Origin of the sequence: Propionivibrio dicarboxylicus (assembly GCF_900099695.1) — a bacterium.
In the GTDB taxonomy this organism is placed as follows: Bacteria; Pseudomonadota; Gammaproteobacteria; order Burkholderiales; family Rhodocyclaceae; genus Propionivibrio; species Propionivibrio dicarboxylicus.
In genome coordinates, this window is the sequence record NZ_FNCY01000012.1 from 52,245 (window position 1) to 74,965 (window position 22,721).

A 22,721-nucleotide genomic window follows, 5' to 3' on the forward strand; every position below is an offset into this window, starting at 1 on the left:
TTAGCGGAGAGAATCATGGAAATCAACGGCATCACCAATATCACTGCCCCTCCCAGACAAGCGAGCCCTTCCGAAAGCGCTCAGAGTGCCGTATCGGCCTCATCCGTGGCTGCAGCCGGAAAAAATGCCATCGCCGCTGAGTCCCTGACCCAGCAAGCTGTCACCGCGAATTCCACGAAAGGAAAAGCGGAGAACGACTCGAACGACCTCAATTCCGCACTCGACAAGGTCAAACAATTTGTCGGCTCCGCCACCAATGAGTTAGAGTTCACGGTGGATAAGGATCTGGGTGTAACGGTTATCAAAGTCATCGATCGCTCGACGAACGAGACAATCACTCAGATTCCGTCCGAAGACATGATTCAACTGGCCAAGGCGCTTGACAAGCTGCAGGGTATTTTAGTTAGGCAAAAAGCCTAAAAAGAAATCGGCATTCCCGACGGAGTCAAAACATGGGGGTAAAAACAACAACCGGCATTGCCTCCGGACTCGATACGGCGAGCATCGTCTCGCAGCTCATGGCTGTCGAAAAGGCGCCGCTGACCCGACTCCAGTCGCAACTCAGTACGGTCGAGAGTCAGATTTCGGCAATGGGCAAGGTCAAGAGCGCGATTGCCTCGCTACAAGATGCGGCGAGCGCGATTGCAACGAGCAGCGACCTCTACACCTACACCGGAAGCGTCGCCGACACCTCGATTGCTTCGGCGTCGACGACATCCAGCGCTGTTGCCGGAACGTACAGCCTGGAAGTCGACCAACTCGCCACCAACCACAAGCTCAAATCATCCGCGAGTATCGACACTTCTTCTGGCGGCACGCTGACCATCCAGCTCGGCAGCACTGCCTCCGGAAGCTTCGTCGAGAAATCGGGAACATCGGCTGTTTCAGTCAACGTTGCCGCCAATGCCTCGCTGTCAGACATCGCCTCTTCGATCAACTCGGCCAATGCAGGCGTTACTGCGACCGTCATCAGCGGCTCGGACGGCAATCATCTTGTCGTCACCAGTTCGGAAAGCGGCGAGACCAACCAGATAAAGATCGATTCCACCATCAGCGGCTTGGGATTCGACCCGGACAACACCAGTTCATCGGAAAACATGAGCCAGGTGACCGCCGCTCAGAATGCCATCGTCAAAATCGACGGCATCACGATCGCGAACACCACGTCGAACACAATCACCGACGCGGTTACCGGCGTGACACTCACCTTAAAGGGAACGACAGGAAGCGGCAGCACGACCCAACTCACTGTTGCCAACGACTCGTCAGGCCTCGAGACCAAGGCGAAGGCCTTCGTTGACGCTTACAACTCGGCGCGCAGCACGCTTAAGACGCTTTCACAATACGACTCCACAGGATCGAGTACCGGTGTACTGAATGGCGACAGCACGGTCGCCACGGCACTCAACCAGTTAAGAAGCCTGTTATCGACCTCTCCTTCCGGCGTCAGCAGTTCATACCAGTATTTGTCTCAACTCGGCATTTCGTCATCGAATGACGGCACACTGAGCCTCGACACTAGCACGCTTGAAACCGCAATGACATCGGACTTTGCTTCCGTAGCCAAGTCTGTTGCAGCCTACGGCGACGCATTCAACACGCTCACGACCAATATGACAAATACGGATGGACTTATCTCCAACCGTATCAGCGGTCTGAGCACAACATCGACAAATCTGAACGATCGGATCGATGCAATGACGCGTCTGTTGAAAACCGTGCAGGCCCGGTATGAGGCCCAGTTCACCGCGCTGGAAACATTGCTGTCATCGTTGCAAACAACATCGACATACCTGACACAACAACTCTCATCCTTGTCGAAGAGCAGTTCATCCTAGTCTTTCGAAAGCACATTCCGATGTTTGGAACAAGTCGCACACCTATCAGCGCCTACCGGAACGTCAGCATCGAGACCAACGTCGCGAGCGCGAGTCCGCACGGACTGGTCACGTTACTGTTCGAAGGGGCAAGACAGGCAATTCTCGTCGCCCGCGCCGGAATCGAAGCCGGCGACGTTCCGAGAAAAGGGAGCGCGATTACTCGGGCGATCGATATCATCCTGAACGGATTGCGGGCCAGCCTCGACCTCGAGCAGGGCGGCAATGTGGCGCAAAACCTCTATGCGCTTTATGATTACATGGCGCGCAGACTGCTGCACGCCAACCTTAAAAACGACACGGCCGCGCTCGACGAAGTTCTCAAACTGCTGTCAGAAATCCACGAAGCCTGGGTTTCGATCGGCGATAAGACTAACGGGGCGTCGTCCTCCTAGTCCTCGCCGAGATATGACAACCGCACGCGCACTCCTGGAAGAACTTGAGACCAGCCACGAACGCATGGCCAGCCTGGCAGACCAACTCGATTGGGATGGCGTCACGCAAATGTGGCCAGACACGGCCCGAAAGTTCGCCGATCTGAAAAGAATAACACTACCGGCATTGCCGCAGGCCGAACGGGACGCGGCTTTCCAATCGCTACACCGGGTGCTGACCCTGCAAAATCGCATGCTTGATCGCATCCTCCCTTGGATGGAGCAAGCCCGCCCCTTGCTGCAGAGCTTCAAGACGCACCCCCTTCCGGCGCCAGACGCTGAAGATTGAGCCTTCCGGCACACCGGAAACCTCCGGCCAGTAACGCCTTGCCCTTCGCGAGCACCAGTACCTCATGATCCCAGCAGACGTTGTCAGCCAGTTGCAAAACTCGGTTTCCGCCACCCGCGGGGCCTCGTCGCACACCAACGACATCGGCGACAAGCTAGCCGGTCTGGTCGCTGGCCAAAAAGTGGTGGCCGAGATTCAAGCGATACTGCCCAATGGGGTCTATCGCGCTGTCATCGCACAGCGCTCAGTCACGCTGGCTTTGCCGTTCTCAGCGAAGGCAGGGGATTCACTCGAACTCGAAGTCACTGAGACGGACGGAAAACTTGCGCTCGCTGTGCTATCCCGGCCGGATGGTGACAAGGCTGCAACGACGTCAGCATCGGCCACATTGAGCCAGACCGCCCAACTCATCAGCAGCCTGTATTCCGATGCCCGCAAGCCGACTGACAAGGAGGCCATGCTGACCCTCAATAGCAACCTGCCGATATTGAACGCAGCCCCCGAAAATGGCGGCGAAATCGCGCCCTTGCTTAAGCAGGCACTCCAGCAGAGCGGCATGTTCTACGAATCGCACCAGGCCGAATGGGTGGAAGGCCGTCTGGACAAGGCAGATTTGTTGCGCGAGCCACAAGGAAAACTGACGCCCGCCACCGTACCGACAACGGACAACCAAGCGTCAATGCTTCCCGCTGGCTCGGTCAATGTGGCTGGACAGCCGGCGAACTCTCCGGCGACCGATAGTACCGGTAGCAATGCCGTCCGTAGCGAGACAAGCACGCCGGCACAATCCCCGGCCCAAACGATCGCGCCGCAACTCCAATCACTCGTCCAACAACAACTCGAAGCGCTCGCCACTCAACACTTTGTCTGGCAAGGTCAAATTTGGCCAGGGCAGAACATGCAGTGGGAAATCGACGAAGATGCTTCGCACGCGCAAACCGACGAGCCGGGCGGAATGGCTTGGGCCACGCGTCTTCGTCTGAGGCTACCATCGCTTGGCGAGGTCGAAGCACAACTTCAATTACGAGGTAACCGAATCACCGTTTCGCTTCGAACGGGAGATGCTGACACCGAGCAACTCCTGCGCGCCAACGGCAATTTGCTCACGCAACAACTGGATGCGGCGGGCCTTGCGCTGACAAGTTTCGGCGTCAGCGCTAGCGCAGAGGAGGACGCACATGGCGAGCAAGCGTGATTCGCTAAAAAGCGCCGTCGCACTGACTTATACGCAAACGGATGCCGCCCCGAGGGTGGTCGCTAAAGGGCGGGGGATCATTGCCGAGCAGATCATCGTCCGCGCCAAAGAACACGGCGTCTATGTGCACGAATCGCCGGAACTCGTGTCACTGCTGATGCAGGTTGACCTCGACCAAAGAATTCCGCCGCAGCTCTATGTCGCAGTCGCCGAATTACTTGCCTGGATCTACCGACTCGAAAACGGAACAGGGGCCGCCGCTCCCCTTGCCGCACTCCCTCTACCGATTACAAATCAATCAAAACAACGATAATTTGGTGGCACCGCCGGCCTAGAATATACAGTACACTCTCGTGCCAACGTCGTGGACAGGATCGAACATGGCAGACCCCGAGGTTCTTCCAGAACCCGATAACGCACCACCCCGGATCGAACTCGAGCAGACGGACATTTACAGCCGTTACCTGCTCTATTCGCGCTCGGAGATCCTGGCAGTGTTGCGGACGCTGATCCAAAAAGCAGCGCTGATCACGGTTCATTTTGATCATGGCAAGTCCTTCCTGCTAACGACAATGCTCGCACTCACCGATAGCGACACGGGTTTCATCCTCGATGTCGGGGCGAGTCGCGAGATGAACCAGCGCGCAGCACTGGCCGACAAGCTCATCCTGACCGCTGTCGTGGACAAGGTCAAAGTCCAGTTCAGTGCCGACGGGTTGACGCCGATTGAATACGAGGGGCGCCCGGCTTTCCAGGGAAAATTGCCCGATGCGGTGCTACGCCTGCAGCGTCGGGAGTTCTTCCGCCTGTCGACGCCGATCGCCACGCCCGTCATCATGAGCGCAATCATCCAATCGCCAGAAGGAAGCCCGTTGAGCGTCGATATCCCGCTATTCGATATCAGCGGCGGCGGCGTCGGTCTGATGACCGACCCGGAAATTGCTGCCAGTTTCGAAAGAGGTGACCCACTGGCCGATTGCCGAATTCAACTCCCGGACGAAGGCCTGTTAGTCGCCAACATGATCGTCCGCAACAAATTCGATGTCACGACACGGAGCGGCGGTCAATTCGTCCGGGTCGGCTGCGAATTTACAGACACACCGCAATCCCGGCTGAACATGGTCCAGCGCTACATCACCCGAATCGAGCGAGAACGCAAGGCCCGACTCAGCGGACTTGGCAAGATGTAATAACGGCACCTTCCGGTGCCGTTATTACTACCACATACTTCGTAACAGCCACTCAAATCTGCATGTTCATCACGTCGTGATAGGCCGTCACGAGCTTGTTTCGAACCTGCACCATTTCCTGAAACGAAAGATTCGCCTTTTGCAACGAGGCCATGACCTCATGCAAATTCGCCGAATTGTCTCCGGCGGCAAAATTTGCCGCCATCGTTTCCGCCTGTTGCTGCGTTTGATTGACCTGCGCGATCGAATTCTGCAAGACCTGCGCAAAATCAACGGAGCCTGCGCCGCCCTCCGAAACCTCGGCAGGCTTGCCACCGGCTTGTGCTGCGGTCGCCCGAAGCACACTCAACATCTGGTCGATTCCCTTAGTGTCCATGATCCTGTTTTCTCTCAACCGTACCGCTTACAGACATCAGTAGGCAAAAATCACGCCAATCCGAAAAGTGACGTTACTCATGAAAGAAACCGGCATCTCGATACTGTTTGAGTTTGTATCTCAGCGTTCGTTCCGACATTCCCAGACGCTCGCCGGCAAGTTTCCTCGATCCGCCGACGGCCGCCAGAGTTTCGAGAATATGCTCTCGCTCAAGATCCCGCAAGTTATCGGTCTTTCCGCCAGAACCCTCCACGCCGGCAAAAGACGGCACCAGCGGCGGAACATCCATCTCCAACGAACGCGCGGTGACTGGCAAGCCTGAAAGCAGATGAAGCGCATCCGGCTCGACACTCTCTCCCGCGGCAAAAATCACCGCCCGCTGCATCACGTTCTCGAGCTCACGAACATTCCCTGGCCAGGCGTGCGCTTTCAACACCTGCTCGGCGGCAGATGACAGGCGGAGCCCGGGACGACCGGATCGACCGCCGTGCTCTGCAAGAAAATGGCGCGCCAGCGGCACAATATCCGCGACTCGTTGACGCAAGGCCGGAATCAACAGGGGAAAAACATTGAGCCGATAGTAAACATCCTCGCGCAAGACCCCTCTCGCCACCGCTTCGGCCATATCCCGGTTGGACGTCGCGATTATCCGGATATCGAGCGCAACCGGTTTCTTTCCGCCAACCCGTTCAACCTCGCGCTCCTGCAACACCCGCAGCAGTTTTGCCTGCAGACTCAAGGGCATTTCCGTCACTTCGTCAAGCAAGAGCGTGCCGTTCTGAGCCTGTTCGAACTTCCCCGCCTGCGCCTGAAGCGCCCCGGTAAACGCACCTTTTTCATAGCCAAAGAGCGTCGCCTCCAGCAGGGTGTCAGGAATCGCCGCGCAGTTGATGGCCACGAAGGGCCCTTCTCGCCGCGCCGAGTGGTTATGAATGTACCGTGCCACCACTTCCTTGCCGACACCGCTCTCGCCCGTGAGCAAAACGGTCGTATCGGTCTGGGCCACCCGCGTAGCCAGGGCAAAAAGATTGCGACTTGCCACATCTTGGGCGACAACCCGCTCATCATCGAGCGCCTCGGGCAAGCGATAGCGTTCGACATGCGCAAGCAATGCCTTCGGCTCGAACGGTTTGAGGAGAAAATCGCAGGCACCGGAACGCATCGCCTCGACCGCCCGATCGACCTCGGCAAACGCCGTCATCAGAACCACCGGCAAATGCGGCCAGCGCTCCCGAATATTCTTCAGCAAGGTAATGCCATCCATCGGCATCATGCGCACATCACTGACGACCAGAGCGACAGCCTGGCGCTCAAGCACGCCCAACGCTTCTTCGCCGCCACCCGCTGACACGACCGCCCTCCCCGCCAATTCAAGCGTATCGCACACCGCCTCGCGCAAGTTGGGATCGTCCTCGACGACCAGAATAGGTAGTCCCTGAATCATGTTATCCGCTTAATACTGGTTGACCTGCTGGCATTCCGCCGCGGCGTCCTCTTTCCCGCCAACCGGCAAAACCATGACAAATTCCGAACCTGTCCCGAGACGGGAGTTCACCTCTATCGTGCCACCGTGCGCACGTGCAACACCGAGCGCAATCGCCAAACCCAAGCCGGTTCCTTGGCCCCGCGTGGTGAAAAATGGCTCAAAAATACGCGACTGCGCTTCCGGTGAAATGCCCACGCCGGTATCGCGAACGCCCAAACGAATCGCCCCTCCGTCTGAAAAGACCGAGAGCCCGACCTGCGCCATCCGCCCTTCGCCGCCGCGCGCCTCACACGCCTGTAAGGCATTCTCCAGCAAATTGAGGAGCGCTCCACCCAATGCTTTACGGCTCCCCGTGATTATAAGATCCTCGCACTCGCCTGTGACGCAAAAAGCCACCCGCCTTTCCGCGCATAGTGGCTCCATCGTCTGTGCCGCATCGGCAACCAGAGAGGACACCGGGATCACATCACGGCCAATACTCTCGCCTCTGGCAAACAAAAGCACGTCTTGGATGAGCCGTTCCAGACGCTTAAGTTGGTCAGCCGCCTTACCGGCGAAACGGACTCTCGCGAGTTCCGAGAGATTCGGCTCGGACAGGTTCGCGCTGTATAACAACGCGGTGGCCAAAGGCGTGCGCAATTGATGCGCGAGAGACGCAGCCATTTCGCCCATGGCGGCCAATCGCTGATTGCGTTCGAGACGCGCCTTGAGTTCGTGCGCTGCCGTAATATCATGGATCAGCAACAGGCGCCCGCCCGCCGAATCCAGCGGACTCTCCGCGATCGACACGCGCTTTGCCCCCAACAACCATTCGTCCGGGGCATCAGTCGCTTGCAATCGCCGCCGAACCAGATCTGGCCAGTCACTACCGACCACCGGATCATCGAGCATGGCGCGGGCTGCCGGATTGGCTTCGCTCACAACCGCCTCCCCGTCGAGCACGACGACCCCGGCTGGCAAGGCATCCAACAGCAGCGAAAGGCGTTCGGAAAGCGCTTCCTTCTCGCGGTACTGACGGCGCAATTCGCCATTGGCTACTGCCAACTCCGCCGTTAGCGACTCGACCTTGGCCTGCAGTGTTTCATAGGCCTGAGTCAGTTCCAACGAGACTTGATTGAAAACATCAAAAGCCCGTTGCAGCTCCCGCGCCTTATGGTCGGGAACGGCAATTTGCATCTCATCACTCATTCGATGGAAAATCCCGTGCAATTCACAGATACAATAGTAGAATAATTCTCAGCATTTATCGCTTCCTGCTTGATTAATCGCCGAGTTCACTTACAAAGACAGTTAATTTTTTTCAGGCATGGCGACACCCGGAACCCAATCGACTGCTCCTGCTGACACCACGAATCTGGCTGAGCGAATCCGCCAGGCGTTGGCACGCCTGACGACACAGCAAAAAATCGCGCTCGCAATCGCCGTTGCGGCAACTGTGGCGCTGTTGGTTGCCAGCAGCACCTGGATCAAGCAAGCCGATTACCGCGTGCTGTTTTCTAACATTTCCGAGCGTGACGGCGGATCAATCATCGCCGCGCTGGAACAGATGAACACGCCGTATCGCTTCAACGACACAGGCACCGCCATCTTGGTGCCGGGCTCCAAAGTACACGAAATCCGCTTGCGCCTTGCCTCGCAAGGGCTTCCCAAAGGCGGCGGTGTCGGTTTCGAACTCATGGAGAACCAGAAGTTTGGCACCAGCCAATTCGCTGAACAAGTTAACTATCAACGCGGCCTTGAAGGCGAACTCGCCCGGACGATCCAGTCGATCGGTGCCGTGCAGGCGGCGCGCGTCCATCTCGCAATCCCGAAGCCAACCGTCTTCGTGCGCGAAGAACAACGTCCGTCCGCATCGGTGATGCTCAACCTTTATCCCGGACGCACACTGGACCCCTCTCAAATTGCGGGTATTCAAAATCTTGTATCGGCAAGCGTTCCCAATCTTGCAGCCACAAGCGTCACTTTGATCGACCAAAGCGGCGCCATGCTCTCGCAACTCAAGAGCAAGCTGATGGACGCCGGGCTTGACCCCGTACAGATCAAGTACGTACAAGAAGTGGAAGCCAACGCAATCAAGCGTGTCGAAGATATCCTCACGCCCATTGTCGGCAAGGATAACGCCCGCGTTCAAATTGCCGCGGATGTTGATTTTTCGCAGAACGAACAGACGGCCGAGAGTCATCGTCCGAACACGACGCCACCTGACGTCGCCATTCGCAGCCAACAAACCAGCGAATCGGCAAGCGCCACCCCCTCGGCACAAGGCGTACCGGGCGCATTGACAAACCAACCCCCAGTTCCCGCGACCGCGCCAATCACGCAACCACCGGTGCCCGCCGCTGGACAAGCCGCTGGTCCGGTGCCAGGCCAGATCAATGCGGCCGGCGTGCAAGGCGCCATTGCCAGCCTCGGCCAGCCGATCAACACGCGCAAAGACTCGACGATCAATTACGAAGTTGATAAGACCATCCGTCACACCAAGCAGTCGATGGGCACCATCAAGCGACTTTCGGCGGCCGTTGTCATCAATCATCGCAAGGATGCCAAAGGCGTCATGAAGCCGCTCTCCGACACCGAGATCAAGCAAATCGGCGATCTCGTCAAGGAAGCCATGGGGTATAGCAAGGAACGCGGGGACACGGTCTCTGTAGCCAATGCGGCATTCACGGCGGTCGAGAAAAATGAAGCGAGCTTGCCGCTCTGGAAAGACCCCGACCTGCTAGCGACGCTGAAGGAAGTCTTCAAGTACGCAGCGATCGCCGGCATCCTCGCCTACCTGATCCTAAAGGTTATCCGTCCGTTGGTTCAAACCATGCTGCAACCGCCGCCGCAAACGGCCCGGACACTGGGCGGCAACATCAACATCATCGATGACGAAGGCGAGGGAGGGACCGCAACTTCGGCGGTTGGCTTCGACCACAAACTCGGCGAGGTGCGCACCCTGGCGCAGCAGGATCCGAAGACAGTAGCCAACATCATCAAGAACTGGACGAACGCCAATGCCGGCTGATGACGGTGTCGAAAAGAGCGCCATTCTGCTCATAGCGCTCGGTGAAGATTATGCTTCCGAAGTCCTCAAACATCTGGGGCCCAAGGAAGTTCAGAAGCTGGGCCATGCGATGGCCGCGCTTCGTAGCGTCCCGCGGGCGAAAGTCGAGGAGGTCCTGAGCGACTTCCAGAAGACGGCAGTCGAATCGGCCGCCGTCAATGTGGACACCGACGCCTATGTGCGCGCCGTCCTGACCAAGGCCCTCGGCGATGACAAGGCAGCCAATCTCATTTCCCGAATCCTCCAGGGCGGCGATACCAATGGCATCGAAGGACTGAAATGGATGGATGCGCCGACGGTCGCCGACCTGATTCGCAACGAGCACCCGCAGATCATCGCCACCATCCTCGTCCATCTCGAACATGATCATGCCAGCGACATTCTGAACCACTTCACTGAACGCTTGCGCAACGATGTAGTGTTACGCATTGCGACACTCGAAGGGATTCAGCCGGAAGCGCTCAAGGAACTGAACGACGTGATGTTGCGACTCCTTTCGGGCTCGGCCAACATCAAGAAATCTGCAATGGGCGGCGTCCGCAGCGTCGCCGAGATACTGAACTTCATGGGTACGGCGAACGAGACGACCGTCATCGACTCGATTCGCGAATACGATCCCGACCTCGCCCAAAAGATCCTCGACGAGATGTTCGTCTTCGAAAACCTGTTGGATCTCGACGACCGCGCCGTACAGTTGCTGTTGCGTGAAATCCAGTCCGACTCGCTGATCCTGGCGATGAAAGGCGCGTCTGAACCACTGCGCGAGAAGATATTCAAGAACATGTCGCAACGCGCCGCAGAAATGCTGCGCGAAGACCTCGAATCCCGCGGACCGGTACGGCTCTCCGAAGTTGAAGGCGAGCAGAAGGAAATCCTCAAGATCGTGCGCCGCCTGGCCGACGAAGGACAGATTGTCCTGGGCGGTGCCGGCGGGGAAGAAATGATCTAAACGGACATCTACCATGACCGGTTTTGTTCCGAAGGAAAAGCTGACGGCCTACCAACGCTGGGAGCTTGCGGCATTCGACGAAGTTGAGCGAATGGTGCAGCCATCTGCCGCAGCACCGCCTCCCAGCGAGGAGGCCTCGCCCGCCGCTGTGACCGAAGCCCCGCTCGTACTGCCGACTGCCGCCGATATCGAGCGCATGCACGCCGAGGCCCACGAACAAGGCTATGCCGTCGGATACGAAGAAGGCCTGGCTAGGGCGAGAGAAATCAGTACGCGACTCGATGTCCTGATGACCGGACTGAAAGACTCCATGTCGGCCCTGGAACAGGACGTTGCCGATAATTTGCTGGCGACTGCGGTGGAGATCGCCCGACAGGTCGTACACAAAAGCCTGTCGATCCGACCTGAATTCCTCATCCCGGTGGTGCGGGAAGCGATCACCGCGCTGCATCCGCATCCAGGCCACCCTCTGCTTTTTGTTCACCCTGACGATGCAGAATTGATCCGTACCCACTTGGGCGAACAGCTCTCGCACAACAACTGGCGGATCATCGAAGACAGCAGCCTGACGCAGGGAGGATGCCGGGTCGAGCATGGCGCCAGCGAAGTCGATGCAACGGTCGAAACCCGTTGGCGGCGCACGATCGAATCCATCGGCATCACGCAGGAGTGGCTGGCCGACATGCCCACAGGGCGATAAGCATGGACGACAGCGCCCAGACCCGCCTGGCCAATTGGAAGGCATTTCTCGACCATTGCCACGAAGGCGTATCACATGCCTCGCCAATTCTGCCGAGCGGACATCTGACGCGAATCAATGGTTTGGTGATGGAAGCGGCCGGGCTCAAGCTTCCGCTCGGAAGCTCCTGTCGCATCCTTCCGGCAGGAGGGCACCCCATCGAAGCCGAGGTCGTCGGCTTCAATGGTGAGCGCCTTTTCCTGATGCCGTCGGAAGATGTCTATGGATTATCCCCGGGCGCCCGCGTCGTCGCCCACGAGCCCCACATTCACCGCCCAAAGCTCGGACAGCCTCCACCGGCAAGGCGGAGAAGCGTCGACCGCGCGAAACTGCTGCCGGTCGGTAACGGTCTGCTGGGACGCATCATCGACGGCGCTGGAAGGCCACTCGACCGACTGGGCGCGCTTCAAGCCGAAACGCTACGTCCACTGCAAGGACGACCGATCAACCCGATGGCGCGAGCGCCAATCGATCACTCGCTTGACGTCGGCGTGCGTGCCATCAATGCGCTACTAACGGTCGGACGTGGGCAACGCATGGGATTATTCGCGGGCTCCGGCGTCGGTAAGAGTGTGCTGCTCGGAATGATGGCGCGATATACCTCGGCTGAAGTCATCGTCGTCGGACTGATCGGGGAACGGGGAAGGGAAGTCAAGGAATTCATCGAACAGATCCTCGGCGACGAGGGGCTCAAACGCTCGGTCGTCGTCGCCGCCCCCGCCGATGTCAGTCCACTGATGCGGCTGCAAGGTGCAGCCTACGCCACGGCGATCGCCGAACATTTTCGCGACCAGGGACGCCATGTCTTGCTCATCATGGACTCTCTGACGCGCTATGCGATGGCACAGCGGGAAATTGCCCTAGCGATCGGCGAACCCCCGGTGACCCGCGGTTACCCGCCCTCGGTCTTCGCCCGCATGCCGCAACTCGTTGAGCGGGCTGGAAACGGCGCCGACGGCGGCGGCTCGATCACGGCTTTCTACACGGTGCTCGCGGAAGGAGACGACCAGCAGGATCCGATTGCCGATGCCGCTCGGGCCATCCTCGACGGTCACATCGTCCTGTCGCGCTCGCTCGCCGACGCCGGGCACTACCCCGCGATCGATATTGAACAATCGATTTCGCGAGCGATGGTCAACCTGATCACCCCGGAACATTTCGACCAGATCCGGCGTTTCAAGCAACTGTTCTCGCGCTACCAGCGCTCTCGCGACCTGATCAGCGTCGGCGCCTATGTCGCTGGCTCGGACCCCCTGCTGGACCAGGCCATTCGGCAATACCCCACCTTCGAACACTTCCTGCAGCAACCGCTCAGCGAAAAAGCCGAGTACGAGGCCAGCCTGAGCCGCCTGTTCGAACTATTCGGCGCCTAGTCTGTTTGAACGAACATGAGTACACCATTCGCACTTCAGACCGTTCTGGAACTGATGCAAGCCCGCGCTGACAAGGCAACTCTCGAACTCGCCCGGCTCATCGCCAACGAACGTGACGCCCGCAGCAAGCTAACCATGTTGCAACAATATCGCAACGAATATGCTGACCGCTTCACCCAGGCGGCAAAGGCAGGTCTGACGCCCGGCGCCTGGAACAACTACCGGGATTTTCTCAACCGACTGGACGACGCCATTACTGCCCAGACGCAGGCAGTCGCGCAGCAAGCGGGCAACACTGCGGCAGGCCAGGCACACTGGCGGCAACAGCAGAAGAAACTGAAAGCGATCGACACGCTCTCCGAACGCCATCGTTCCAAGGAAGACGCACTCGAAATGCGGCGCGACCAAAAGCTCCAGGACGAATTTGCATCACGCTTCGATGCCACCCACACAAAAGACCAATAACCGGCATGGACTTTGCTTTTAGTTGCATCAATTCATGCAACAAAAGGAACATCCATGGCCATCACCGTCATCTCGGCACTCCCGAAATCCGCCCCCGTTGCCAACGCCAACGCTGACACAAGCGCCGGCAGCACCGAAGGTTCGGATGCCGCCGCCAATCAGGATTTTCTCTCGCTCCTGCTGGGCCTTGGATTTCAAACCGGCAGCACTGGCCAATCGATGACTCTGGAATCGATCGACACACAGGATGACACCTCCGCTCAGGCGACAGACTCGGACACAGCAGCCCAAGACGGCTTGCTGGCAGCACTCGGGCTCGTCAATGCGAGCATCCCAACCATCACACTCAACGACATCGCGTCGCGCAAGAGCGGAACCGCCGCCAACGACAGTTCGGCGCTGATGGCAGGTATCGGCAAAGGCCAGCCTCAGGCGGAAAACCTGACAACAGCATCGACGACGGAACTGAATTCCGACACCGGGCAGGCGAACCTCATGGCGTCGCTGCGTGCGAAAACGCTCGACGCGCAGGACGATGCGGCAAAAATTGCCGACGACACCACTGCCACCAAGGAAGCCGGCACGATGACCGGCGCGTTCTCGGACGCGCTCAATCGCGTGGGCACCTCAAACACCAGCGCAACTGACGCATCCCGCAGCTCGGAACTTAGCGTTCGCACGCCCGTCAAGAGCAACGATTGGCACCAGGCATTCAGCGACAAAATCGTCTGGATGGCCTCCAACGAAAAACAATCGGCACGAATCACCCTCAACCCTGAGCAAATGGGGCCGATAGAGGTTTCATTGAATATCGACAAAGGCAGCGCCACGGCAACCTTCGTCTCGGCCAATTCCGACGTCCGGGATTCGATTGAAACAGCGCTTCCCAGACTGCGCGAAATGTTCGCCGGCATCGGCATCGAACTCGGCCAAGCCAATGTCAGCAGCGAATCTTTCCAGCAGCCGACGAGCAACGGCGAGGAGTACTCAAATCGGTCACAAGAGCGCAACGGCAACGGTATACTAACGGCTGGCACGACAACGGTATCGGCCGCCGGCGCGTCTTCGGGAGCTTATGCCAAACAGCAAGGCATTGGTCTTGTCGACATTTTCGCTTGACGGCCCCGACACCATATTTCACGAACAGGAGCTAGCGGATGGCCAAGGCATCTGAAGAGACAGAAGGCGCAGCACCCCCAAAGAAAAACAAGAAAATGCTGATCATCGTGATTGCCGCTGTCGTCCTCATTCTTGGCATCGGCGGCGCTGCCGCGTTCTTCCTGCTCGGAGGAAGTGGCGACCACGAAGGTGACGACGGCGAAGCCACCGCAGAAAAGGCCCCTGCCAACAAGAAAAAGGACAAATCCGGAAAAGAAGTACTGCCCGTCTACGTCCCGCTTGATGCATTCACCGTCAATCTTGTTCCCGAGAATGGCGAGCAATACCTGCAAATCGTCATGTCCATCGAGGTCAACGACATCAAGCTCGGTGACAAGGTCAAGTCGTACACGCCGAAGCTACGCAACAACATCATGCTGCTGTTGTCGAGCAAGAAGGCTTCCGATCTGGTTACCCGTGAAGGCAAGGAAAAGCTTGCCACCGAAATCAGAGACATGATCAGCAACGTCCTCGAACCGGAGAGCGCTGGAACACCATCAGCCCCTGTCAAGGAAGTGCTGTTCACCTCGTTCATCATCCAATAGCCGCCTGCGCATCAAGACATGGCCACCGATTTTCTCTCCCAGGACGAGGTTGATGCCCTACTGAAAGGCGTCACCGGAGAAACCGACGAGCCCGAAGTCGCCGCCAACGGTGAAGATGGCATTCGCACCTACAACCTGGGTACGCAGGAGCGAATCGTCCGTGGCCGGATGCCGACGCTCGAACTGATCAACGAGCGATTTGCGCGTTATCTGAGAATCGGGTTGTTCAACTACATGCATCGGACCGCGGAAATTTCCGTCGGCCCGATTCGCGTCCAGAAATACAGCGAATTCGTCCGCAACCTCGTTGTTCCGACCAACCTCAATCTCGTCACGGCCAAACCGTTGCGCGGCACGGCGCTGTTCGTCTTCGACCCGAATCTCGTTTTTCTCGTCGTCGACAATATGTTCGGCGGCGACGGTCGCTTTCATACGCGAGTGGAAGGGCGCGACTTCACCGGTACCGAACAACGCATCATCCAAGGCATGCTGCGTGTCGTCTTCGCCGAATACGGTCGCTCGTGGAAACCGGTGTACGACATGAACTTCGAGTACATCCGGTCTGAAATGAACTCGCAGTTTGCTAATATCGCAACCCCCTCAGAGATCGTCATATCGACGACATTCTCTCTGGAATTCGGGGGAGCGGCCGCCGACATGCATATCTGCTTCCCCTACTCGATGCTCGAACCGATCCGCGATCTGCTGTACAGCGCGATGCAGAGCGATCAGCTCTCGACCGACCATCGCTGGATCATCATGCTGCGCAAGCAGTTGAAGGATGCCGAAGTCGAGGTTACCGCCGAACTCGCCACCACGACGGTAACGCTCGGACAGATCATTAAGCTCAAGACCGGCGACATCATTCCGATCACCATCCCTGAGACCATCATGGCGAAAGTCGACGACATTCCAGTGATGGAATGCCGCTATGGACAACAGGGAGGGCAATACGCCTTGAAAATCGAACGCTTCGTCACCCCGAATGACGAATCCGCTCCTGGAGAGTCTCGATGAACGACGAAACAGAAAATTCCGCGCTGGGCAACGGCAGCGACCTCGAAGACGACTGGGCTGCCGCCATGGCCGAGCAGACCATGAACGATGCCAGCAGTGCCAACGCGCAACCTGCCCAAATTTTCCAATCGTTCGGACAAGGCGACGGCAAAGCGGCAATGATGAACGATCTCGACATGATTCTGGACATCCCTGTCCAAATGTCGGTAGAGCTCGGCCGCACAAGAATCACCATCAAGAACCTGCTGCAACTCGCCCATGGCTCCGTCGTCGAACTCGATGCGATGGCCGGCGAGCCGATGAGTGTCTTCGTCAATGGCACACTGATTGCGCAAGGCGAAGTTGTCGTCGTCAACGACAAATTCGGCATCCGTCTGACCGATATCATCACGCCATCGGAACGTATGCGCAAAATCGGTCGCTAACATCGCCAGCGTCAGTATTTCAGCTTTGCCGTCGCTTGGCGCTTCGATTAAGATAGCGGTCGGACAACCCCTCCCGACCGCAATATGCCGACCCACATCCGATCAACACCCGGAATAGTCACCGATGCCGTGTTGATTCTGGCATTATCACCCGGCGTTGCGTTTGCCCAGACAACACCTGCTGCGGAGCCGCCCGGCGTATCCGGCATGCTCACGCTGCAGATGCTGCTCGGCCTGGGACTCATCATTGGCATGCTCTTCTTGGGCGCCTACTTGCTGCAACGGCTGAATGGCGGCAAGACTTTCGGGCACTCGGGTCCAATGAAAGTCATTGGCGGCCTGATGCTCAGTCCAAAAGAGAGAATCCTGCTCATCGAGATCAACGACACATGGCTAATCGTCGGTATCGTGCCAGGGCAAATCAAGACACTCCACACGCTAGCCAAGGGCGAACTGCCCGGACTCGAAGTTAATGACAACCCCTTTGGACAATGGCTCAAGCAGTTCGCGACACGACATCATGAGCCCAAATAGTCGGATTGCATCGTTTCTGCGCGTATCGACGCTGCTGCTGCTCCTCCCATCCGTCGCCGCATTGGCACAGACGGCAGGATTGCCCGCCCTGACGACAACCCCGTCAGCCGGAGGCGGTCAGACGTACTCACTCTCGATACAGACGCTGCTGACGTTATCGGCGCTGACCTTTATCCCAGCAGCATTGCTGATGATGACGAGTTTCACGCGCATCGTCATTGTCCTGTCGCTGCTCCGGCACGCACTCGGAACGCAAACATCGCCTCCGAATCAGGTCATCGTTGGGCTATCCCTCTTTCTCACGTTCTTTGTCATGTCACCGGTATTCGACCGAATCTACGTCGATGCCTATCAGCCACTGTCGGAAAACCGCATCACCTTTTCGCAGGCGCTCGATCGAGGAGCGGTTCCGCTTCGCGCCTTCATGCTCAAACAGACACGAGAATCGGACATTGGCCTGTTCGCCCGGCTTTCCAACGCGCCCAAGCTCGAATCAGCCAATGACGTTCCCATGCGCGTGCTGATTCCGGCTTTCGTCACCAGCGAACTGAAAACCGCTTTCCAGATCGGTTTCATCATCTTCATCCCGTTCCTGATCATCGACATGGTGGTCGCCAGCGTTCTGATGTCGATGGGCATGATGATGATGTCCCCTGTCATGATCGCACTGCCCTTCAAGCTGATGCTATTTGTCCTCGTCGATGGCTGGCACCTGCTGATGGGATCGCTCGTGATGAGCTTCGCGACATGACGCCAGAAGTCGTCATGAATATCGGCCGCCAGGCCATCGAGATGACGCTCGCCTTGTCCGGGCCGCTGCTACTGGCATCGTTGATCATCGGTTTGATCGTAAGCATTTTCCAAGCGGCAACGCAGATCAACGAACAGACATTGTCGTTCATCCCCAAACTCGTCGGGACATTCCTCGTGCTCATCCTTGCCGGCCCATGGATGCTTCAGATGATGGTCGATTTTATCCGCCGCCTGTTCGAGAGCATCCCGCAAATCATCGGATGACGTCCGATCATCAAGACGGCCCAAGAGCCTACGCCGGTTACTTTAACCCATGATCCAGCTGACATCTGCCCAACTCGACGCATGGATCATGGCCTTTCTTTACCCGGCCACCCGTATACTGTCCTTGCTCACCGTCGCCCCACCGTTCAACAATCCGGCCTTATCGACGCGTATTCGCCTAATTCTCGGCATCGCGATCACCGTCGCCATCATGCCGACCTTGCCGCCGATCCGCGGCATTCAACCGGCGACATTCACCGGCCTGCTCGTCCTTGCCGAGCAAATGCTGATCGGATTCTCGATGGGGTTCGCCCTGAGACTCATCTTCGCAGCCATCGACATGGCTGGCTTCATGATCGGGAACCAGGCCGGTCTTGGCTTCGCCACCGCCTACGATCCGCAAAACACGGCACAAACCCAGGTTACATCAGAGTTTCTCGGCATTCTGGCCTTGCTCTTGTTTCTCGCTATCGACGGTCATCTGATGGTGATCGCCACGATTGCCAACAGCTTTACCGTACTCCCCATCGGCATTGCGCTGCCCGCGGCCGGTTCATGGAAGAACCTCGTCAGTGCCGGCAGTATCGTATTCTCATCGGGCATATTTCTCGCACTGCCCATCGTCGTGACGCTTCTGATCGGCAACGTCGCCGTCGCCATTCTCGGGCGCGTCGCACCACAACTCAATTTGATGGCGATCGGATTTCCGATCACGATCGTGCTCGGATTCACCACTCTCCTGCTCGGAATGAGCTATCTCGACTCGCCGTTGCGTCAACTGTTTGAATACGGCCTGCTATCGATGAACGGCTTTTTCGTCGCTCGCTGAAACCCGCTCAACGCAAGCCGCGAACCTCGTTCCGCACCAACCTGATCGTCCCCTCGCCGACACGGTGTGTAAACGGCGTTCCAGACTCAATGCCTTCGGAATAACTGACGATACGATATCCGGTATATCCCCGTAACTGCTGCAACTGCGCGGCGCGCCGTTTCATGATCTGGTAGGCTTCGCCGTCACCGCCGATGCGAAAACTCTTGGCTCGCAGAGAAAGTGCGTAGGTATCGTCACTCAGCGGCTTTTCCTCGATTTCCCAGTTCGGCGCAAGCGGGTCATAGACCAAGTAGATCGCAGCCCCGACCATACCGACAGCAAGCGCCTCTTCGACCGTGACGCTTACCCCCGGCGTCAGCTTCAACGTATTGTTAGGAAGCAGGTATCCGTTCGTCGGATATATCGAGGTATTGGCAGTACCACAGCCGCCAATACCAAGCGAGAGAAGCAACAGAATGGCTCGCGTGCGCACCACCACCTCACAAGTAGTTGAACAGACTCAAACCGCTGACTTTCGCGAAAGCACTCTGCGCCGCCTGGAGTTGCAACTGCATCTGCGAAAACTGTGAAATGGTCGCTGCATAATCCACATCCTGCAAGTTGGAAATGCGCTCCTGGTAATGCAACTGCAATGCACTTGAGGTCGATGATAACGCCGTCAACTCTGCGCGCCTCGATCCGATCGACGCCTGGACACTGGAGACGTTCTCGAGAACACGGTCAAGATTGTCCATACCAATGTTAATGGCATTGCGTTGGGTTGCCGTCGCCGTCGCATCTCCGGATACCGGAGTATTGTACGCATCGATCAGGTTCTTCAGCGTCGTGAACACGCTCTGATTCGTGCTAGGCGACACCGTGAAGCTGTCGCCGGCGGCGGGCGCCCCTGAAATGGCAAACGAAATCCCCGGAATCGAGGTCACATCGTTTCCAGCAGTAAAGGTCTCCGACGAAACAAGCGCCCCGGTCGTGGTGTCGGTAATATCGAATGTCGTAGGGGACGTAAAGCTGATCGAATAGTTATTACCAGACCACGAAGAAATATCGCTCACTGATCCGCTCGCGATAACGCCGTTTCCCGTATTCGAAGCATCCGCGCCAAGGGAAAACGTCCCATTTCCTGTCCGGATATTCTGGAATACCCGGCCACCTGAATCGCTGATGGCCATCTGTTCCGTCGACGAGACCTGCAAAGTCCGTTCGCCGTCATCCCCGGCATATACGACACTGCCGTCGCTAAGTTGCTGGAATGGTTTGGTATCGCCTTGAAACCCGGAGAACAGGTAATTCCCTGCCGAGTCGGTACCGTTTGCGATGCCAAGCAGATATTCATACTGACTCTGAAGGTTTTGCGCGATATAGCTGCGCTGACTGTCGGAATACGTCGCATTCGTTCCCGCCACAACCTGTTCCTTGATGTACTGAACGCTATCGACAATCGACTGCAAACGGTCCTCCTCCAGCGCCAACAGATCGGTGGCCGTACCCTGATTGTTCGCGTACTGCGTTGTTACCGCCAATGACTGCGTGTTAAGCAAAACCTGTGCTGCGGCAACAGGATTGTCCTTGGCCGACTGAACTTTCTTGCCGGTCGACAGCTGGTTTTGCAGCTTGTACAAGGACGACTGGTTGTCCATGATGCCGGCGGCACTGGTTCCATAAATCTGACTTGTGCTAATGCGCATTCCTATCTCCCTCAGGCGCCAATCGCCAGGATCGAATCGAACAATTTCGAGGCGATTTCCAACACTTTAGAGGCAGCCTGGTAGGCTTGCTGATACTGGATCAGGTTCGCCGCCTCTTCATCCAGGTTGACGCCTGAAATCGAATTCCGCGAGTCCTGCGACTGCGTCAAGATCGTTGTCTGTGCGGTCTTGACCGTATCGATCTCGCTCGCTTTGTTCCCGATGTCGCTGATCATTTGCGAGTAGGCGGTGGCATAGCTCGCAGTATTTCCAGCCATGGTTTTGGCCGTCTGCAGCGACCCGATCAGACTCATGTTGCGACTATCGGAAACGCCGTTGGTATTAGCCTTGATGGCGAAGGTATCGCCATTACCCGGTGTCCCGGATAGCTTGAAACTGATTCCGTCAAAACTGACTGTCGCACCGCTTGAATAGGGAACCGGATCGCTGCTGTACTCTGAACTGATGCCGTCAATCGTGACCGTCACGGGAAACGATGAAAAACCGGACAGGCTCCCCGACGCACTGTCGTAGGTCAGCGTTACCGGAACATTGTTCATTGAATACCCAGATGCAACCGTACCATTGGTAATCGCAGCGCTTCCCGTATTCGACGACGATGCCGATGCAATAATCGGCGCGGCTGCCGCAACCAGGCGAACATCGGACGAAATGGCATCATTGACCGCAATGCTGGACGCCGCCAATCGGGTCGGCTGAATGAGATACGACGAGTCCGCAGTCAACGATCCGGTCACCGAAAGCGAGAACCCTTGATCGCCCTCGGCACTTGATGCAATCTCCGCATTCAGATCTTCGATACTGCTGGAAGCGACCGACCACGTGTGATTATCCGACAGACGGGTCAGCGACAGGTTGGTACCGTCATATTGGAGACGATAATCGCTGGTAGTGAGGTTTGTGTACGGAACACCGTCGCTGCTGATTGACGGTGCCGAATAGCTCGCCGAGACCACCACCGACATGTCGGTGTTAGTGACGTTCGCGACGACCTTTGGCGCACTGACGTTGAAAAATGTCGATGCAAATTGGGAATCGCCATCGACATTGCCGAGCAAATCCTGCCCAAGTGATTGCTGCGCATTGACGGTCGCCGCCACCGAGGCGGCCACGCGTCCCAGTTCATTGGCCGCAGTATCCAGCGTCTCCGACCGATATTGCAGAATCCCCCCCAGACTCCCTCCGGAGATAAGCGACTCCGGCAATTCAACGCCACCATTCGCCGTATCGACACCGATCGTAATGCGTGAGGGATCCTCGGACGAAGCGACAGCCTTCAGCGTCGTGACAGTCGTTGAAGTCACCAGCGGTTGTCCGTTGCCGAAATAGACGTTGTAAGACCCGTTTGTATTCGCCGTCGTGCCAACCCCTACGAGCTTGTTCAGCTCTGCGACCAATTGATCCCGCTGGTCATAGAGATCGTTCGGCGGCTGACCGTTCGCCGCCTCGGCCGAAATAATCTGCTTATTCAGGGTCGCAATGCGTTGCCCATACGAATTGACTTCCGACACATAGCTCTGAATTTCGCTATTGACGTTCTGATACTGCAGATTGATCTGCTCGCTGACACTCTGAAACCGGGCAGAAAGTGTCTTGGCTGCCGACACAAGCGTCTGCCGCGTCGTCAACGAAGATGGATCGGCGCTGACATCGCTGACGCTGCCAAAAAAGCTGGACAATGCCGAAGACACCGACGATCCCTCATCCGACAGCAGATTGTCCAGCGTCGTAATTTCGGTCGAATACGTATCCAGCGCGCTGACCTTGGACTGCGCCAGATTCACCTGCGCCGCCACAGTCGAACTGTATGCGCGCTCAATCGTCGTGACATGCGCGCCACTACCGACATAACCCGCCCCGGTCAGGACTGCGATGTTCGACGCTTGAATCGTACGCTGCCGACTGTATCCATCGGTACTGGTGTTGGCGATATTGTGCGCGGTCGTCGCAAGATTGATCTGCGCCACCTGCAAAGCACTTACACCAACACTGAAAACTCCAGATCCCATGAAACTCTCCTCTCTTGCTAAGCATTACGGCAGCAACGCCGGATCATTGAGTCCGG

The 22,721-nt window shown here is 57.4% G+C and carries 26 protein-coding genes; 20 read left to right on the forward strand and 6 right to left on the reverse strand.

Translation table 11 applies throughout. The annotated features are described in order from the left end of the window. Positions 1-15: 15 nt before the first annotated feature. The 7 genes from BLR25_RS13810 to BLR25_RS13840 all read left to right on the forward strand — a co-directional run bounded on the left by BLR25_RS13810 (position 16) and on the right by BLR25_RS13840 (position 4,985). The gene (locus BLR25_RS13810) at positions 16-420 is read left to right on the forward strand and encodes a flagellar protein FlaG (protein WP_091938475.1); all 405 of its coding nucleotides are present in this window, start codon (positions 16-18) and stop codon (positions 418-420) included. A gap of 32 nt (positions 421-452) precedes the next feature. Continuing rightward, positions 453-1,838 carry a flagellar filament capping protein FliD gene (gene fliD, locus BLR25_RS13815; RefSeq protein WP_091938476.1) on the forward strand — a complete coding sequence of 462 codons (1,386 nt, stop codon included), beginning with the start codon at positions 453-455 and terminating at the stop codon, positions 1,836-1,838. A gap of 20 nt (positions 1,839-1,858) precedes the next feature. Beyond that, a complete protein-coding gene (fliS, locus tag BLR25_RS13820; protein WP_091938477.1) occupies positions 1,859-2,272 on the forward strand; it encodes a flagellar export chaperone FliS in 414 nt (137 codons plus the stop codon). Between the two features lie 13 nt (positions 2,273-2,285). After that, entirely contained in the window at positions 2,286-2,600 is a 315-nt protein-coding gene (locus BLR25_RS13825) for a hypothetical protein (protein WP_091938478.1), read from the forward strand. Between the two features lie 64 nt (positions 2,601-2,664). Continuing rightward, on the forward strand, positions 2,665-3,795 hold the full coding sequence (gene fliK, locus BLR25_RS13830; RefSeq protein WP_091938479.1) for a flagellar hook-length control protein FliK: 1,131 nt from the start codon (positions 2,665-2,667) through the stop codon (positions 3,793-3,795). Further along, positions 3,779-4,108 (forward strand): EscU/YscU/HrcU family type III secretion system export apparatus switch protein, encoded by a 330-nt coding sequence (locus BLR25_RS13835; protein ID WP_091938480.1) that lies wholly within the window; start codon positions 3,779-3,781, stop codon positions 4,106-4,108. The genes fliK and BLR25_RS13835 overlap by 17 nt, the downstream gene beginning before the upstream one ends. A gap of 67 nt (positions 4,109-4,175) precedes the next feature. Beyond that, the gene (locus tag BLR25_RS13840) at positions 4,176-4,985 is read left to right on the forward strand and encodes a flagellar brake protein (RefSeq protein WP_091938481.1); all 810 of its coding nucleotides are present in this window, start codon (positions 4,176-4,178) and stop codon (positions 4,983-4,985) included. A gap of 52 nt (positions 4,986-5,037) precedes the next feature. Here the strand turns inward: BLR25_RS13840 and fliE are convergent, their stop codons facing one another. From fliE to BLR25_RS13855, 3 genes are all read right to left on the reverse strand, one after another. Next, positions 5,038-5,361, reverse strand: a complete 324-nt coding sequence (gene fliE / locus BLR25_RS13845) for a flagellar hook-basal body complex protein FliE (RefSeq protein ID WP_091938482.1) — start codon at positions 5,359-5,361, stop codon at positions 5,038-5,040. 73 nt (positions 5,362-5,434) lie between these two features. Further along, the gene (locus tag BLR25_RS13850) at positions 5,435-6,805 is read right to left on the reverse strand and encodes a sigma-54-dependent transcriptional regulator (RefSeq protein ID WP_091938483.1); all 1,371 of its coding nucleotides are present in this window, start codon (positions 6,803-6,805) and stop codon (positions 5,435-5,437) included. Positions 6,806-6,814: 9 nt separating this feature from the next. Next, on the reverse strand, positions 6,815-8,035 hold the full coding sequence (locus BLR25_RS13855) for a sensor histidine kinase (RefSeq protein ID WP_091938484.1): 1,221 nt from the start codon (positions 8,033-8,035) through the stop codon (positions 6,815-6,817). A gap of 190 nt (positions 8,036-8,225) precedes the next feature. Here BLR25_RS13855 and fliF point away from each other — a divergent pair, with 190 nt between their 5' ends. From fliF to fliR, 13 genes are all read left to right on the forward strand, one after another. Beyond that, complete coding sequence (fliF, locus tag BLR25_RS13860) at positions 8,226-9,857, forward strand: flagellar basal-body MS-ring/collar protein FliF (protein WP_245715566.1); 1,632 nt, start codon at positions 8,226-8,228, stop codon at positions 9,855-9,857. Then, positions 9,847-10,845 carry a flagellar motor switch protein FliG gene (gene fliG, locus BLR25_RS13865; protein WP_091938486.1) on the forward strand — a complete coding sequence of 333 codons (999 nt, stop codon included), beginning with the start codon at positions 9,847-9,849 and terminating at the stop codon, positions 10,843-10,845. The genes fliF and fliG overlap by 11 nt, the downstream gene beginning before the upstream one ends. 13 nt (positions 10,846-10,858) lie before the next feature. Further along, the gene (locus BLR25_RS13870) at positions 10,859-11,545 is read left to right on the forward strand and encodes a flagellar assembly protein FliH (RefSeq protein WP_091938487.1); all 687 of its coding nucleotides are present in this window, start codon (positions 10,859-10,861) and stop codon (positions 11,543-11,545) included. A gap of 2 nt (positions 11,546-11,547) precedes the next feature. Beyond that, on the forward strand, positions 11,548-12,957 hold the full coding sequence (gene fliI / locus BLR25_RS13875) for a flagellar protein export ATPase FliI (protein WP_091938488.1): 1,410 nt from the start codon (positions 11,548-11,550) through the stop codon (positions 12,955-12,957). Between the two features lie 15 nt (positions 12,958-12,972). Next, positions 12,973-13,422: a flagellar export protein FliJ gene (gene fliJ / locus BLR25_RS13880; RefSeq protein ID WP_091938489.1), complete on the forward strand. Its 450-nt coding sequence runs from the start codon at positions 12,973-12,975 to the stop codon at positions 13,420-13,422. A gap of 54 nt (positions 13,423-13,476) precedes the next feature. Further along, entirely contained in the window at positions 13,477-14,541 is a 1,065-nt protein-coding gene (locus BLR25_RS13885; protein WP_091938490.1) for a flagellar hook-length control protein FliK, read from the forward strand. Positions 14,542-14,579: 38 nt separating this feature from the next. After that, positions 14,580-15,125: a flagellar basal body-associated protein FliL gene (gene fliL / locus BLR25_RS13890; RefSeq protein WP_091938491.1), complete on the forward strand. Its 546-nt coding sequence runs from the start codon at positions 14,580-14,582 to the stop codon at positions 15,123-15,125. An 18-nt stretch (positions 15,126-15,143) separates the two neighbouring features. Then, positions 15,144-16,142, forward strand: a complete 999-nt coding sequence (gene fliM, locus BLR25_RS13895) for a flagellar motor switch protein FliM (RefSeq protein ID WP_091938492.1) — start codon at positions 15,144-15,146, stop codon at positions 16,140-16,142. After that, entirely contained in the window at positions 16,139-16,567 is a 429-nt protein-coding gene (gene fliN, locus BLR25_RS13900; protein ID WP_091938493.1) for a flagellar motor switch protein FliN, read from the forward strand. The genes fliM and fliN overlap by 4 nt, the downstream gene beginning before the upstream one ends. Before the next feature lie 84 nt (positions 16,568-16,651). Further along, a complete protein-coding gene (fliO, locus tag BLR25_RS13905) occupies positions 16,652-17,101 on the forward strand; it encodes a flagellar biosynthetic protein FliO (protein WP_091938494.1) in 450 nt (149 codons plus the stop codon). After that, a complete protein-coding gene (gene fliP / locus BLR25_RS13910; RefSeq protein WP_091938495.1) occupies positions 17,088-17,852 on the forward strand; it encodes a flagellar type III secretion system pore protein FliP in 765 nt (254 codons plus the stop codon). The genes fliO and fliP overlap by 14 nt, the downstream gene beginning before the upstream one ends. Beyond that, entirely contained in the window at positions 17,849-18,118 is a 270-nt protein-coding gene (gene fliQ, locus BLR25_RS13915; protein ID WP_091938496.1) for a flagellar biosynthesis protein FliQ, read from the forward strand. Before fliP ends, fliQ begins: the two co-directional genes overlap by 4 nt. 49 nt (positions 18,119-18,167) lie before the next feature. Then, entirely contained in the window at positions 18,168-18,947 is a 780-nt protein-coding gene (gene fliR / locus BLR25_RS13920; protein ID WP_091938497.1) for a flagellar biosynthetic protein FliR, read from the forward strand. Positions 18,948-18,954: 7 nt separating this feature from the next. Here fliR and BLR25_RS13925 read toward each other — a convergent pair whose 3' ends face one another. From BLR25_RS13925 to flgK, 3 genes are read right to left on the reverse strand one after another with little or no spacing between them, the layout of a single operon-like run. Then, entirely contained in the window at positions 18,955-19,401 is a 447-nt protein-coding gene (locus BLR25_RS13925; RefSeq protein ID WP_176785899.1) for a hypothetical protein, read from the reverse strand. Positions 19,402-19,429: 28 nt separating this feature from the next. Continuing rightward, complete coding sequence (gene flgL / locus BLR25_RS13930) at positions 19,430-20,635, reverse strand: flagellar hook-associated protein FlgL (protein WP_091938499.1); 1,206 nt, start codon at positions 20,633-20,635, stop codon at positions 19,430-19,432. A gap of 11 nt (positions 20,636-20,646) precedes the next feature. Continuing rightward, positions 20,647-22,665 (reverse strand): flagellar hook-associated protein FlgK, encoded by a 2,019-nt coding sequence (flgK, locus tag BLR25_RS13935; RefSeq protein WP_091938500.1) that lies wholly within the window; start codon positions 22,663-22,665, stop codon positions 20,647-20,649. Positions 22,666-22,721: the final 56 nt, after the last annotated feature.

What these genes read in the sequence shown, in the direction of transcription:
- BLR25_RS13835 (WP_091938480.1), top strand. Translation starts at nt 3,779, where the DNA reads ATGGCGAGCAAGCGTGATTCGCTAAAAAGCGCCGTCGCACTGACTTAT.
- fliK (WP_091938479.1), top strand. Translation starts at nt 2,665, where the DNA reads ATGATCCCAGCAGACGTTGTCAGCCAGTTGCAAAACTCGGTTTCCGCC.
- BLR25_RS13855 (WP_091938484.1), bottom strand. Translation starts at nt 8,035, where the DNA reads ATGAGTGATGAGATGCAAATTGCCGTTCCCGACCATAAGGCGCGGGAG.
- fliJ (WP_091938489.1), top strand. Translation starts at nt 12,973, where the DNA reads ATGAGTACACCATTCGCACTTCAGACCGTTCTGGAACTGATGCAAGCC.
- fliQ (WP_091938496.1), top strand. Translation starts at nt 17,849, where the DNA reads ATGACGCCAGAAGTCGTCATGAATATCGGCCGCCAGGCCATCGAGATG.
- fliG (WP_091938486.1), top strand. Translation starts at nt 9,847, where the DNA reads ATGCCGGCTGATGACGGTGTCGAAAAGAGCGCCATTCTGCTCATAGCG.
- fliP (WP_091938495.1), top strand. Translation starts at nt 17,088, where the DNA reads ATGAGCCCAAATAGTCGGATTGCATCGTTTCTGCGCGTATCGACGCTG.
- BLR25_RS13885 (WP_091938490.1), top strand. Translation starts at nt 13,477, where the DNA reads ATGGCCATCACCGTCATCTCGGCACTCCCGAAATCCGCCCCCGTTGCC.
- BLR25_RS13870 (WP_091938487.1), top strand. Translation starts at nt 10,859, where the DNA reads ATGACCGGTTTTGTTCCGAAGGAAAAGCTGACGGCCTACCAACGCTGG.
- fliR (WP_091938497.1), top strand. Translation starts at nt 18,168, where the DNA reads ATGATCCAGCTGACATCTGCCCAACTCGACGCATGGATCATGGCCTTT.
- fliD (WP_091938476.1), top strand. Translation starts at nt 453, where the DNA reads ATGGGGGTAAAAACAACAACCGGCATTGCCTCCGGACTCGATACGGCG.
- fliM (WP_091938492.1), top strand. Translation starts at nt 15,144, where the DNA reads ATGGCCACCGATTTTCTCTCCCAGGACGAGGTTGATGCCCTACTGAAA.
- BLR25_RS13825 (WP_091938478.1), top strand. Translation starts at nt 2,286, where the DNA reads ATGACAACCGCACGCGCACTCCTGGAAGAACTTGAGACCAGCCACGAA.
- fliS (WP_091938477.1), top strand. Translation starts at nt 1,859, where the DNA reads ATGTTTGGAACAAGTCGCACACCTATCAGCGCCTACCGGAACGTCAGC.
- fliE (WP_091938482.1), bottom strand. Translation starts at nt 5,361, where the DNA reads ATGGACACTAAGGGAATCGACCAGATGTTGAGTGTGCTTCGGGCGACC.
- BLR25_RS13850 (WP_091938483.1), bottom strand. Translation starts at nt 6,805, where the DNA reads ATGATTCAGGGACTACCTATTCTGGTCGTCGAGGACGATCCCAACTTG.
- BLR25_RS13840 (WP_091938481.1), top strand. Translation starts at nt 4,176, where the DNA reads ATGGCAGACCCCGAGGTTCTTCCAGAACCCGATAACGCACCACCCCGG.
- flgL (WP_091938499.1), bottom strand. Translation starts at nt 20,635, where the DNA reads ATGCGCATTAGCACAAGTCAGATTTATGGAACCAGTGCCGCCGGCATC.
- fliO (WP_091938494.1), top strand. Translation starts at nt 16,652, where the DNA reads ATGCCGACCCACATCCGATCAACACCCGGAATAGTCACCGATGCCGTG.
- fliI (WP_091938488.1), top strand. Translation starts at nt 11,548, where the DNA reads ATGGACGACAGCGCCCAGACCCGCCTGGCCAATTGGAAGGCATTTCTC.
- fliL (WP_091938491.1), top strand. Translation starts at nt 14,580, where the DNA reads ATGGCCAAGGCATCTGAAGAGACAGAAGGCGCAGCACCCCCAAAGAAA.
- BLR25_RS13810 (WP_091938475.1), top strand. Translation starts at nt 16, where the DNA reads ATGGAAATCAACGGCATCACCAATATCACTGCCCCTCCCAGACAAGCG.
- flgK (WP_091938500.1), bottom strand. Translation starts at nt 22,665, where the DNA reads ATGGGATCTGGAGTTTTCAGTGTTGGTGTAAGTGCTTTGCAGGTGGCG.
- fliN (WP_091938493.1), top strand. Translation starts at nt 16,139, where the DNA reads ATGAACGACGAAACAGAAAATTCCGCGCTGGGCAACGGCAGCGACCTC.